We start from the raw sequence: 12,465 nt of genomic DNA, 5'->3' as shown, positions 1-12,465 counted from the left end.
CGCCCCCTCTCCGTCTCTCAATGAGGGGGAGAGGGCAGGCGCTCTTTGTGCTTCTGTTAAAAAAACACTTGGTTAGGAGAAAATCAACATGATCTGCGACGCACTGGAGCATCTGAACCGTTATCGCGGGCTTCACCGGAATCTTGACACTGCCATCGACTATCTTACCGCCTACCATGTGGCCCACGATTTGTACGATTTGCCGCTGGGCCGCATCGAGGTGGACGGTGAGAACGTCTTCATCAACGTGATGGAGGCCGATTTGAGCCCCGACAGCACCCGCCTCGAATACCACAAAAAGTACGCTGACCTTCAAATCGATTTGACCGGCGGCGAGGGCTGGGGTTATACGAATCTGCCCGGTGAAGAGGCAGGGGAGTTTACGGGAGATATTGGTTTCAGGACCAGTCCGGATGCCGTCAGCGGCACGCTGGGCGAGGGGCGGTTCGTCCTGTTTTTCCCCGGCGAGCTGCACAAGCCCGGTGTGGCACGCCCCGGCTGTGCTCATGTGCGCAAAGTGGTCATCAAAATCAGGATGGAGGATTGATGGATATGGAGAAAGAAAAACTGTTTGAGCAAATCAAAGGCGGCCTCATCGTCTCCTGTCAGGCACTTGAGACGGAGCCTCTTTACACCAAAGAGGGCGGCGTCATGCCCCTGATGGCGAAAGCCGCCGCCATGAGCGGAGCCGTGGGCATCCGCGCCAACACCGTCCGCGACATCACCCAGATCAAACAGGTGGTGGACCTGCCCGTCATCGGCATCATCAAAAAGGATTACCCCGGCACCCCCATGTACATCACCGTCACCATGAAGGAGGTGGACGAGCTGGTAGCCTGCGGCGTGGACATCCTCGCCGTGCAGGGTACTGCCGCCATCCGCCCCGACGGCTCTACTTCGGCCCAGTTCATTCGCGCCATCAAGGCGAAATATCCCGACCAGCTGCTCATGGCTGACTGCGACAATTTCGAGAACGCCATGCTCTGCGCCGAGGCCGGTGCTGATTTCGTAGGCACCACCATGCGCGGCTACACCCCCGAGACGCAGGGAATCAACGATATTGATTTTGAGTTTGTCCACAAGCTGGCCGCGGAATGCCCGGCAAAGATCATCGCCGAGGGTCATATCCATTACCCTGAGCAGGCTGTCAAGGCGCTGGAAGCCGGAGCTTTTGCCCTCGTCGTCGGCGGTGCCATCACCCGCCCGGCGGAGATCACCGCCCGCTTCACCGGTGCCATCAACGCCATGCACAAATAATACGGAGATACGACGATGAAACAGTATCTTGCCATTGATATTGGCGGCACTGCCGTCAAACTGGGCATCGTGGACGAAGAGGGCCGTGTGCTCTCCAAAACGGAGCAGAGCGTCTGCTTCGACAACTACGAGACGCCCATCCTCACCACGGTGCTGTCTGCTGCCGAACAGTTCCTCAAGGAGCAGGCTGTTGAACCGCAGGGCCTTGCGGGCATCGGCGTTTCCGCCGCAGGACAAATCGACACCAGAAAGGGCATCGTGGCCGGGACCTGCGGCAGTCTGCCCAACTACATCGGAAGCCCCATTAAAGCGGAGCTGGAAGCGAAGTTCGGCCTGCCGACCACTGTCGCCAACGACGCCAACTGCATGACGCTGGGTGAAGTCTGGGTCGGCGGCGCGAAGGGTTACACGGACGTCATCGGTGTCACGCTGGGGACCGGCGTCGGCGGCGGCATCCTCACCGGAGGCCGCCTGCTGGAAGGTGCGCGGGGTCTCGGCGGTGAGCTGGGACACTTCCGCACCCACGCGCTGGATGGCGTGTTCTGCACCTGCGGCGCGTCGGGCTGCTGGGAGCGGTACGCCGCAACCACCGCTCTGGTGCGGGGCGCACAGCCCCGGAACCCGAAGTGGAAGGATGGCCGCGCTATCTTTGAGTCGGCCCATGCAGGCGACCCCACCATCCTGGCGCTTCTGGACGACTGGACGGATGAGATCGCTCAGGGCCTTGCGGGCATGGTGCATATCTTCAACCCGCAGCTCATCCTCATCGGCGGCGGCGTCAGCGCACAGCAGGAGCTGCTGATAGACCCCGTCGCCAAGAAAGTGCGTGCCTCCGTGATGCCCGCTTTTGCGGAAGGACTGGAGATCCGCGCCGCCCAGCTCCACAACGACGCCGGCATGGTGGGCGCAGTCTACTATTTCCGCCAGTCGCGGGGCGAGATTTGAAAGGGGAATCGGACGATGAAAAAACATATCCTTTGTCTGGGCGACTCCAACACCCATGGCTACTGTGCCGACCCGGCGGACTGTGCCGACCACGGCATCCGCTTCAACGAGGACGAGCGCTGGACCTGCCGCTTGCAAACGGCGCTTGGCAGCGACTATCTCGTGACGGAAGAGGGCCTTTCGGGCCGGACGACCGTTTTCGTGGACCCCATCCATGAGTCAATGGACGCTCTGAGCGTGGCTTATTCGCTCCTCAAGAGCCATGAAGTCATCGATCTGCTCATCATCATGCTGGGTACCAACGACGTCAAAGAGCGGTTCAACGCCAATGCCGCCTGCATCGGCGCGGGTATGGAACGACTGATCCTCAAGGCCAAGAGCGTGGACTGCTGGGGGACCAAGGCTCCCAATATCCTCGTCGTGGCCCCGCCCCGCATCGGCGATGGCTTCCATGATGCTGTCATGGGCGAGGGCTGTGTGGAAAAGTCGAAGGGCGTGGCTGAGCAGTTCCGTATCGTCGCGGAACGTCAGAACGTCCATTTCCTCAATGCTGCCGACTGCGAGTTCAATCAGGTGGACTTCATGCATCTGACCCGTAAGGGCCACACACAGCTGGCTGATCTGCTGGCAAAGAAAGTGCCGACGCTTTTATAATAGAATAACGAGCCGCCCCGGCTTCCTGTTACGGAAACCGGGGCGGTTTTGCGTACAAAATAGCAGAAAGCCCGCTTCTTCGGAAACGGGCCTTCTGCTGTTTTTGCATCTGAGTCGGAGTGGAAAATCAGCCTTTCACGCCGCCAAGAGCTATGCCGCGGACAATGAACTTGCTCAGCAGCAGATAGACGACGATGACGGGCAGGATGGCGATGGCTACCATCATGTAAACTTTGCCCATATCGAACTTGAGGAAGTCTGCACTGCGCAGCTGGGCAATGAGGATGGGCAGGGTCTTTTTGTCGGCGCTGTCCAGTACCAGAGCGGGAATGAAGTAGTTGTTCCAGCTGGCCACGAAGGAGAAAATGGCCTGCACGGCCAGTGCCGGCTTCATGATGGGAAGTACGATATGGTTGAAGGTGTAGAACTCGCCGGCCCCGTCGATGCGGGCCGCCTCCACGATCTCCATGGGGAGGGAAGCGTCCAGATACTGCTTCATGAAGAAGAACACGGTGGGTGCCGCGATGCTGGGGACGATCAGCGGGATAAAGCTGTTCTTCAGGCCCATCTTGGTGATCAGCTGCAGAAAGCCCAGTGCGGACACCTGTGTGGGCATGGTCATGATGAGCAGGATGATGGCGAAAGCGGCCTTTTTGAAGCGGAAGTTGTAGGCATAGATGCCGTAGGCCGTCAGGGCCGAGAAGTAGACGCTGAGGGCTGCAGAGCAGGCCGACACGATAAGACTGTTGCGGATGCCGCTGCCCACCGGGATGTTGGCGTCGGCCAGCACATTCTTGAGGTTGGTGAGCATCGACTTGCCGGGCAGCAGCGAGAAGCCCTTCTGGATCTCAAAGTGGGTGCGGGTGGAGTTAACGATCAGAATATAGAAGAAGAACAGGCACAGAAAGCTGATGAGCACCAGCACCAGATAACACCACGCACGGCGTGCGGACAGGACTGCTTTTTCAGATCGCGTTTTCGGAGCGTGTGCCATATTCACTTACCCCCTTTTGCTGCCTTGGCAGCAATCTTTTTTGCAGCTTTCAGCTCGTTGTGCTGGGCTTTGGTCAGGCCGTCATCCTCCTTGGTGAGGGAGAAGTAGACCACGACGCACAGCACGGCGCACACCAGGAACAGGACCACGGAAACGGCACCGGCCATGCCATAGTTCTTGCTGAACAGGTGATTGTTCAGATACATGATCATGGTGGTGGAGGTGCGGTCCGGTCCACCCTTGCCGTTGGTCAAAATCTGCGGCACATCAAACATCTGCAGGCCGCCGATCATGGAGGTGATCATCACATACACCAGAATGGGGCGGATCAGCGGGATGGTGATCTTCCAGAACATCTGGTTCGGGGTGCAGCCGTCCAGTTCGGCGGCTTCGTACAGGGTGGGGTCCACACCCATAATGGCGGCCATCAGCATGATGGTGGTGTTGCCGAACCACATCAGGAAGTTCATCAGGCCTACCAGTGCGCGGTTGCCCCACACCGTGTTCAGAAAGCTGATGGGCTCCGTTATCCAGCCCATGCTTATGAGCACGGCGTTCACCGGGCCATTGTCGGAGAACAGGGCAAAGAAGAGCATGGCGAAAGCCGAGGCCATGATGAGGTTTGGCATATAGATAACGGTCTTGAAAAAAGTCTGGCCCTTCAGCTTCAGCCGCAGGTCGGTGAACCATGCTGCCAGCAGCAGGGAGATGGCGATCTGCGGGATGAAGCCGATGATCCACAGGATCAGGGTGTTGCTGAAATACTTGGGCAGATCGGTGGAAAACAGGGTGATGTAGTTTTTCAGGCCCGCAAAATTGGGGCCGATGACTTTCAGGCCGCTGCGGTAATACTCAAAAAAGCTGTAATAAATGGTGGAGATCAGAGGGATCAGCTGAAATACCGCAAAGATGATGAAGAACGGCGCAATGAAGATATAGCCCCATTTTGCGTAGCTGATCGACCCTTTCTTTTTCGTCTTTTCTCCCATAAGGATCGCCTCCTGTCGTGATTGGAAAAGCAAAGGGGCGGGCGAGATGTGCCGCCCGCCCCTGTATTCACTTTTCCATAGGAACGAGTGGGTCAGCCGCTTATGCGGGCCATACCACATCGGTCAGTTCGGGGTACTTTTCCTGAACAGAGGTCTTGAAGTTTTCCTTGGCAGTGTCTTCGTCCACATTGCCGGTGAAGTAATCCTTGAACGCGGCCTGGAAGCTCTCGGTGATGCCCTGGTCGTAAGGACCTGCGTTGGACATATCGATCTTCTTGGCTGCCTCTGCGAACAGCGCGATATGGTTCTGGCCGCCCAGGAAGTCGGACTTGTAATCGCTGCTGGCGATCTCTTCCATAGCTTTCTCGTTGTTGGTGTAATCCTCGGTATCCAGAGTGATCTGCTTCATGATAGCTTCGTCGCAGGTCAGCTTCTGCATGACATCGCGGATCAGATCAATGTTGTCGCTGCCGGCCGCGCCGCAGATCCAGGTGCCGCCCCAGTAGTAGGGCTGAGGGCCTTCGCACACGGCGTAGTCGCCGTAGATGCCGTTGCCCACCTGCGGCTTTTCGCCGTCAGCCACGGGCGTTGCCAGCGAGTTGCCCAGCAGGGTGAAGTTGATGCCCCAGGTGGAGTAGAAGAAGCCGAATACCTTGCCGGTGGGACCCTGATCTGCTGCCCACTGGCTGTCCCACAGGCTGGACTTGTTGTTGTAGCCCTTATCGGTGTATTCCTTGGTCTGGTCGACCCACTTCATCATGTTCTCGTCCACATTGATCGTGGTTCCGTCCACCCAGGGAGCTGCAATGTTGTTGGAGAAGGTGCGGAAGGAATCGTCGAAGCCGGACAGCATCTTGTAGCCCTTGGCATAAGCCTGAGCGGCCACATCGTTGAACTTATCCCAGTCGGACAGATAGCTCTGTACCTCGGTGGGGTCATCGGTACCCAGCACGTCCTTGGCGATACTGCGGCGGTAAGCGAACAGGCCGGGAGTTGCCTGCCAGGTGGTGCCGCGCTGGCTGCCATCCACACTGACGATGTCCTTGGTGTACTGATACTGCTGTGCCAGATCGGCATCGGTCAGGCCGATGTCCGCCTTGACATCCAGTGTATAATCGGAATCCACATACTTCAGGGCGTAATCCGCTTCTACCAAGAAGATGTCGATCTTGTCGTCATCGGCAGCAGATTCCTGATTCAGCAGACCTTCGTCCAGCTTGTTCTGATAGTTGTTGTTGTCGTTGGGGTTGATGGTCCACTTGACGATGGTGCCGTCCTTCAGGGTGGTGGTGGACTTATCGGCTGCGATTTCGGTAACTTCAGGATAGTAATCGTTGAAGCGGCTCTGGAACTCATCGTTCCAGCACCAGATGTTCAGGGTCTTGCCGCCTGCTGCGGGAGCCTCGGATGCGGCTGCGGAAGAAGCGGTGGAGGATGCTGCTGTGCTGGTGGAAGAAGAGCCGCCGCATGCTGTGAGGGCTGCGCCAATAGTCACGACACCGGAAGCGAGCAGAAAATTGCGACGAGAGATCTTTTTCATAAGGGTAAACCTCCTTCATGGTTTTCCATTTTCTTCAAAAAACTCCGCCATAGGAGTTCTGGTCCAAAATCAAAGGCTGCGGACTGACCTGCCCGACAGCAGCCTGCCGGAGACTCGGAGCTGCTCCGGCAGTGTGACCCGCGGGTGCTCGATGAGTTCGATGAGCTTGTCCGCTGCGGTCTGGCCGAGAGCGGCTGTGTTCTGCTGGTAGGTCACCAGCGAGGGGTTGACCACCCGGGAAAGGTAGATGCCGTCGTATCCCATCACTGAGATGTCATCCGGAATGCTCAGCCCCGCTTCTGCCAGAGCGTTATAGCCGCCCAGTGCGGAGAAATCATCCGGGAAGATGATGCAGGTGGGCCGCTGCGGCAGTGCCAGCAGCGCCCGGGTCTCTTCTGCACAGCGCTCGACATCGTGATACACGCCGTCGCGGACGTACTCTTCCGGTATCTCCAGCCCCAGTTCTTCACAGGCCTGATAAAAGCCGGCGATGCGGTTTTCAGTGACCGAGGTCTTTTCGCCGTGGATAAAAGCGATGCGCCGGTGTCCGCAGGCCCATGCCTGCTTGACCAGAGCTTTGAGACCCGCCACGTTGTCCGACAGGACTGCCATGCGGTTGTTGAACACATGGTCGATGGTCACCACCGGAACATCACTGTTGACCAGCTCCACTACCTGTGGGTCGTAAAAGTTCACGCAGGCGATCACAACACCGTCCACACTGCGGTAATGGCAGTGCTCCAGGTAGGTCATGCTCCTGCCGCTGATGTTATGGTTGATAAAGGTGATGTCGTAGCCGCGCTTTTCTGCTTCTACCTTGAAGCTGTCCAGCACGGCGGAGAAGTATTCGTGAGTCAGGCCGCTTTGCCGTTCGTCAACGAACAAGACCCCCAAATTATAAGTACGGTTGGTTTTGAGGGCCCGGGCCGCTGCGTTGGGCAGATACCCCATACGGCGAGCCGCTGCGCGGATGCGCTCTCTTGTTGCGGCGGCAATATCAGGCTGATCGTTCAGAGCCTTGCTGACGGTTGCGACGGATACGCCGCATTCTTTTGCCAAATCTTTCAGAGATGGCATCGGCTGGCCTCCTTTCCGGGAAAGGATTCTTGGAATCGCTTCCTGCAAAGTCCTTAATCGTTTTCGCAAATTCAATATAGCGCATTCTGTACCAAAAATCAAGCGAAAAAGAAAAAGTTTTAACCATAACGCATTGATTTCAGCAGCTTGCTTGCTTTTTGAAGACCAAAATTGTGCATCTCGATTGGATTTCGTTACATTTCGGTTAAAATCGAAAAAGTTTCGCTGCTTTTTTCGGAGCCGGAAGGAACAGGACAGGCGGGAGCGGGAGACGGATGCGGACCGGACAGGTGTGCGGCACTGCGGATGTTTGTGATGAAATAATGCATATTTTTGGAGAACTTTGAGCGGAATCTTGAAAAAGTACTTGCAATTTTTACACGGATAGGCTATGCTAAAAACAAAGAGACCGCTTCTTTCAAAAGCTCTCAATCGTTTTCGTGAGCAGGTTTTAAGGAGGAAGCGTTATGAGATTCGGACATTTTGACGACCAGAACAAAGAGTACGTCATCACCACCCCGCAGACCCCGCTGCCCTGGATCAACTATCTTGGCAGTGAGGATTTTTTCAGTCTGGTTTCCAACACAGCCGGCGGCTACAGCTTTTACCGCGATGCGCGGCTACGCCGGCTGACCCGTTACCGCTACAACAGCTCCCCGCTGGATATGGACGGCCACCATATCTATATCAAGGATGGCGATACGGTGTGGAACCCCGGCTGGCAGCCAACAAAGACCGAACTGGACAGTTACACCTGCCGCCATGGTTTGGGCTACACGATACTGGAGGGCAGAAAGAACGGCGTGACGGCACAGCAGGAGCTGTTTGTGCCCAAAGGCGATGCCTGTGAGCTGGACCGCCTGACCCTGCGCAACGACAGCGGCACGGAAAAAGAGCTGGATGTGTTCAGCTATGTGGAGTTCTGCCTGTGGGACGCTGTGGACGACAGCTCCAACTTCCAGCGCAATTTCTCCACCGGTGAAGTCGAGGTGGAGGGCAGCGCTGTCTATCATAAGACCGAATACCGTGAGCGCCGTGACCATTACGCTGTTTTCTGGGCCAACTGCCCCATCAGCAGCTTTGACACCTCCCGTGATGCATTCTGCGGCGTATATGGCGGCCCGGCAGACCCGCAGGCCGTTCGGGCAGGCCATTGCTCCGGCAGCATCGCCCATGGCTGGGCTCCTGTTGGTGCGCTGCACATCCATGTAAAGCTGGCCCCGGGAGAGTGCCGCAGCATCCTGTTCGGTCTGGGTTACATCGAGAACCCGCAGGAGGAAAAATTCGTCGCGCCGGGCGTCATCAACAAAGCCCGCGCCCACGCCATGATGGAGCGCTATGCCACCGACGTGCAGGTCGATGCGGCCCGCGCTGCGCTGGCCGCCCACTGGAAAGACCTGCTCTCTACCTATCAGCTGCGCTCCGGAGAGGAAAAGTTGGACCGTATGGTGAACATCTGGCACCAGTACCAGTGCATGGTCACCTTCAATATGAGCCGGAGCGCCAGCTATTACGAGAGCGGCATGGGCCGTGGCATGGGCTTCCGCGACAGCTGTCAGGATCTGCTGGGCTTTGTGCATATCATCCCCTCCCGTGCAAGGGAGCGCATTCTGGACATTGCGGCCACCCAGTTTGAGGATGGCAGTGCTTACCATCAGTATCAGCCGCTGACCAAAAAGGGAAACCGCGACATCGGCACTGGCTTCAACGACGACCCGCTGTGGCTCATCGCCGGCGCTTCCGCCTACCTGCGGGAGACCGGAGACTGGAGCATCCTGGATGAGCAGGTGCCGTTCGATAATGACGAGTCCAAGGCCCAGCCGCTGCTGGAACATCTGCGCCGCAGCTTCAACTTCACCGTTACGCACCTTGGCCCCCACGGCCTGCCGCTCATCGGCCGCGCCGACTGGAACGACTGCCTGAACCTGAACTGCTTCTCCGAGCACCCGGGTGAGAGCTTTCAGATCACCGGCCCCAGCGAGGGTCCGGTAGCCGAGAGTGTGTTCATCGCCGGTATGTTCGTCAAGTATGGCCGGGAGTACGCCGAACTGTGCGACCACCTGCATCTGGATGAGGAAGCGGCCGCTGCCCGCAAGAGCATTGAGGCCGTGGAGCAGGCCGCGCTGACGGCTGGCTGGGACGGAGCATGGTTCCGCCGCGCCTACGATGCCTTTGGCAAGCCGGTGGGCAGCAAAGAGTGTACGGAGGGCCAAATCTTTATCGAACCGCAGGGTATGTGTGTTATGGCCGGCATTGGCCGGGAGAGCGGTCAGGCTGCGCAGGCGTTGAAGAGCGTGGAAGAGCGGCTGGATACGAAATATGGCGTGGTGCTGCATCAGCCGGCCTACACCAGCTATCAGCTCAATCTGGGCGAGATCTCCAGCTATCCTCCGGGATACAAAGAGAACGCCGGCATTTTCTGCCACAATAACCCGTGGATCAGCTGCGCTGAGGCCGTTTTGGGCCACGGCGACCGTGCCTTTGAGGTCTACCGCAAGACCTGCCCGGCCTACATTGAGGATATTTCGGAGATACACCGCACAGAGCCCTATGTCTACAGCCAGATGGTAGCCGGCAGAGATGCGCCCACCTTTGGCGAGGCCAAGAACAGCTGGCTGACCGGCACGGCGGCGTGGACGTTCTTCAATGTGAGCCAGTATATTCTGGGCATCCAGCCCACGCTGGACGGACTGAAGGTGGACCCCTGCATCCCGCACACCCTGTCCGGCTTCACTGTGACCCGCCGCTTCCGTGGGGCGACCTATCACATCATGGTGGACAATACCGCCGGAGTGCAGCATGGCGTCAAGAGCGTGACCGTGGACGGCAAGCCTCTGCAAGGCAGTGTTCTGCCGCTGGCAGCGGAGGGTGCCGAGGTGAACGTGCAGGTCGTCATGGGTTGAAAGCGATTTCGAACTTCTCCGTTGCATTTCGCACCAAAGTATGTTTCAATAAAAAGCAGCAAATGGAATGGAACGGAGAAGGGAGAGACTGCGGGATGCTGAAAATTGCTGTCGTCGAAGACCAGCAGGAAGTGCGGGACGAGCTGTGCCGGTTCATCCGGCAGTACGCCGCCGAGAACAGCCTGCAGGTCGAGGTGCTGCCCATCGAGGATGGAGCTGTCATCGCGGAGCACTACGAGCCGGGGTATGACATCATCTTTATGGATGTGGAGATGCCGGGACTGGACGGCTTCGGCGCGGCGGAGAAGATACGGGCCGTGGACGCAGACGCCGTGCTGGTGTTCGTGACCAACATGGCGCAGTACGCTATCAAGGGCTACGAGGTGGACGCACTGGACTATGTCCTCAAGCCGGTGAACTACTACCAGTTCTGCACCAAGCTCTCACGGGCTGTTCAGCGGGTGCAGCGCCGCCGGGGCGGGCAGGTCGTTTTACAGCTGGCCGGAGGCGGGATGCAGGTGCTCTCTACTGGCGACATCTACTATCTCGAGACCCATGACCGGCTGCTCTGGTATCACACCACCAAGGGTGAGTTTTCCGTCCGTGCCAGCCTTGCCAGCGCCGAAAAGCAGCTGGCGCAGTACCATTTCTCCCGCTGTAACCAGTGCTATCTGGTCAACCTGAAATATGTAAAGGCTGTGGAGAACGACTTTGTCCACGTCAACACCGACCACCTGGAGATCAGCCGCCGCCAGCGTGCGGCTTTCCTGACGGCGGTGGCGTCCTACATCGGAGGTGTGCTGTGAATCTTCTTGCACGCCATGTCATCCTCCGGGCATTGCTGCGGTGGACTGCTGCAGTGGCGTTCTGCATCCCGCTCAAGCACCGGCCTCACGCCCGCCTGCGGGCGCTGGGGATGCTGCTGCCGCTGCTGGGGCTGACCTATGTGCTCGACCCCTCGGCCCAGAGCACCAGCCTCCACGAACTTCAATTCTCTCTGCTGACGCTCTATGTCGCGTTTTTCGTCCTGCTGGGCATGATGATATACGCCTGCGTTGAGATAGACAAAAAGAGTGCGCTCTACTGTGCCGTATGGAGCCTGCTTGCCTCCCAGACCGCTTACGAGTGCTGGCATCTGGTGGAAGTATTCTTCGAGTGGCGGGGAACGCCCCTTGACCTCAGAAGCCTGCCGGTCATGCTGGCACAACTGGCCGCTGGTGCATTCTTTTATTTTGTTATCTGCACCACCCTCTCCCGGAAGATGTCTTATAAAGGAGCGTATAACATCGGCCCGCGCCAGCTGACCAGCGCCTTTTTCATCGGGATCCTCTTCATGTTCCAGGCTGCGCTGCTGAGCGGTGGGCAGGTGGTGGCGCTGGATCGCAGTCTCGTCATGACGATGTTTGTCGGACAGTTCTACTTCCTGACCCTGCTCTACTTCCAGACCGAGGTGTTCAAGCTCTCGTCCATGCAGAAGGAGATGGACACCCTCAACCTATTATATGAGCGCCAGCGGGAGCAGTACCAGGTGGCGCGGCAGAACGTCCAGATCATCAACAAGCGCTGCCACGAGCTGAAGCTTCAAATCGCCGCGCTTCGACAGATGTCGAGCGCCCCGGCAGACCCGGAGCTGAAAGCCCACATCGACGAGGCCGAAAAGGCCGCTCAGCTCTACGACGCCAGCCGAAACACCGGCAATGAGGTGCTGGACGTGGTGCTCACGGAAAAGAGCCTGCTCTGCGAGTCCCGCCGCATCCAGCTCAACGCGGTGACGGACGGCAGCTGTCTGAACTTTTTTGAGGCCAGCGACCTCTACGCCCTTTTTGCCAATATGCTGGACCACGCCATTGAAAGTGCAGTGAAGGTGCCGGAACCGGAGCGCCGCTGCATCGACCTGCTGGTCTGTACCCGTCAGAGCTTCGTGGTGGTGAACGTCATCAGCCCCGACCGCCCGGCGGAGTCTGCCGACACCCGTGCCGCCCATTACGCCGTCAAAGTGACCAACCGCATCGTTCAGAAGTATAAAGGTACCCTGACCACAGAGAGCCAGAACGGGTTCTTTGCGGTGAAAATTATTTTCCCGCAGAGGGGATAACCTCTCCGTCA

At 58.0% G+C, this 12,465-nt stretch carries 11 protein-coding genes; 7 read left to right on the top strand and 4 right to left on the bottom strand.

Annotated features, from left to right (window positions below; genetic code table 11):
- Positions 1–88: 88 nt before the first annotated feature.
- The 4 genes from J3349_RS05565 to J3349_RS05550 are packed head-to-tail and all read left to right on the top strand — an operon-like array spanning position 89 to position 2,856.
- On the top strand, positions 89–547 hold the full coding sequence (locus J3349_RS05565; protein ID WP_207676710.1) for a YhcH/YjgK/YiaL family protein: 459 nt from the start codon (positions 89–91) through the stop codon (positions 545–547).
- Positions 548–552: 5 nt separating this feature from the next.
- A complete protein-coding gene (locus J3349_RS05560) occupies positions 553–1,257 on the top strand; it encodes an N-acetylmannosamine-6-phosphate 2-epimerase (RefSeq protein ID WP_207676709.1) in 705 nt (234 codons plus the stop codon).
- 15 nt (positions 1,258–1,272) lie between these two features.
- On the top strand, positions 1,273–2,202 hold the full coding sequence (locus tag J3349_RS05555) for an ROK family protein (protein ID WP_207676708.1): 930 nt from the start codon (positions 1,273–1,275) through the stop codon (positions 2,200–2,202).
- Positions 2,203–2,217: 15 nt separating this feature from the next.
- Positions 2,218–2,856: a GDSL-type esterase/lipase family protein gene (locus tag J3349_RS05550; protein WP_207676707.1), complete on the top strand. Its 639-nt coding sequence runs from the start codon at positions 2,218–2,220 to the stop codon at positions 2,854–2,856.
- A gap of 127 nt (positions 2,857–2,983) precedes the next feature.
- Here J3349_RS05550 and J3349_RS05545 read toward each other — a convergent pair whose 3' ends face one another.
- The 4 genes from J3349_RS05545 to J3349_RS05530 form a co-directional block, all read right to left on the bottom strand.
- Complete coding sequence (locus tag J3349_RS05545) at positions 2,984–3,850, bottom strand: carbohydrate ABC transporter permease (RefSeq protein WP_207676706.1); 867 nt, start codon at positions 3,848–3,850, stop codon at positions 2,984–2,986.
- Between the two features lie 2 nt (positions 3,851–3,852).
- On the bottom strand, positions 3,853–4,839 hold the full coding sequence (locus tag J3349_RS05540; RefSeq protein WP_207676705.1) for a sugar ABC transporter permease: 987 nt from the start codon (positions 4,837–4,839) through the stop codon (positions 3,853–3,855).
- Positions 4,840–4,939: 100 nt separating this feature from the next.
- Positions 4,940–6,379, bottom strand: a complete 1,440-nt coding sequence (locus J3349_RS05535; RefSeq protein ID WP_207676704.1) for a twin-arginine translocation signal domain-containing protein — start codon at positions 6,377–6,379, stop codon at positions 4,940–4,942.
- 69 nt (positions 6,380–6,448) lie between these two features.
- Entirely contained in the window at positions 6,449–7,456 is a 1,008-nt protein-coding gene (locus tag J3349_RS05530; RefSeq protein ID WP_207676703.1) for a LacI family DNA-binding transcriptional regulator, read from the bottom strand.
- A gap of 467 nt (positions 7,457–7,923) precedes the next feature.
- Between J3349_RS05530 and J3349_RS05525 the strand changes: the two genes are divergently transcribed.
- From J3349_RS05525 to J3349_RS14265, 3 genes are all read left to right on the top strand, one after another.
- Positions 7,924–10,359, top strand: a complete 2,436-nt coding sequence (locus J3349_RS05525; RefSeq protein ID WP_207676702.1) for a glycosyl transferase — start codon at positions 7,924–7,926, stop codon at positions 10,357–10,359.
- A 62-nt stretch (positions 10,360–10,421) separates the two neighbouring features.
- Positions 10,422–11,165 carry a LytTR family DNA-binding domain-containing protein gene (locus tag J3349_RS05520; RefSeq protein WP_242699526.1) on the top strand — a complete coding sequence of 248 codons (744 nt, stop codon included), beginning with the start codon at positions 10,422–10,424 and terminating at the stop codon, positions 11,163–11,165.
- Positions 11,162–12,454, top strand: coding sequence for a GHKL domain-containing protein (locus J3349_RS14265; RefSeq protein WP_207676701.1), 1,293 nt, complete (start codon positions 11,162–11,164; stop codon positions 12,452–12,454). Before J3349_RS05520 ends, J3349_RS14265 begins: the two co-directional genes overlap by 4 nt.
- The last annotated feature ends 11 nt before the right edge of the window (positions 12,455–12,465 follow it).

This window comes from Faecalibacterium sp. Marseille-P9590 (assembly GCF_017377665.1).
In the GTDB taxonomy this organism is placed as follows: domain Bacteria; phylum Bacillota; class Clostridia; order Oscillospirales; family Ruminococcaceae; genus Faecalibacterium.
This window is presented reverse-complemented; position numbering and strand designations above follow the sequence as displayed.

Excerpts from the sequence above, each read along its gene's own strand:
- J3349_RS05565 (WP_207676710.1), top strand. The coding sequence starts at position 89 with ATGATCTGCGACGCACTGGAGCATCTGAACCGTTATCGCGGGCTTCAC.
- J3349_RS05560 (WP_207676709.1), top strand. The coding sequence starts at position 553 with ATGGAGAAAGAAAAACTGTTTGAGCAAATCAAAGGCGGCCTCATCGTC.
- J3349_RS05555 (WP_207676708.1), top strand. The coding sequence starts at position 1,273 with ATGAAACAGTATCTTGCCATTGATATTGGCGGCACTGCCGTCAAACTG.
- J3349_RS05550 (WP_207676707.1), top strand. The coding sequence starts at position 2,218 with ATGAAAAAACATATCCTTTGTCTGGGCGACTCCAACACCCATGGCTAC.
- J3349_RS05545 (WP_207676706.1), bottom strand. The coding sequence starts at position 3,850 with ATGGCACACGCTCCGAAAACGCGATCTGAAAAAGCAGTCCTGTCCGCA.
- J3349_RS05540 (WP_207676705.1), bottom strand. The coding sequence starts at position 4,839 with ATGGGAGAAAAGACGAAAAAGAAAGGGTCGATCAGCTACGCAAAATGG.
- J3349_RS05535 (WP_207676704.1), bottom strand. The coding sequence starts at position 6,379 with ATGAAAAAGATCTCTCGTCGCAATTTTCTGCTCGCTTCCGGTGTCGTG.
- J3349_RS05530 (WP_207676703.1), bottom strand. The coding sequence starts at position 7,456 with ATGCCATCTCTGAAAGATTTGGCAAAAGAATGCGGCGTATCCGTCGCA.
- J3349_RS05525 (WP_207676702.1), top strand. The coding sequence starts at position 7,924 with ATGAGATTCGGACATTTTGACGACCAGAACAAAGAGTACGTCATCACC.
- J3349_RS05520 (WP_242699526.1), top strand. The coding sequence starts at position 10,422 with ATGGAATGGAACGGAGAAGGGAGAGACTGCGGGATGCTGAAAATTGCT.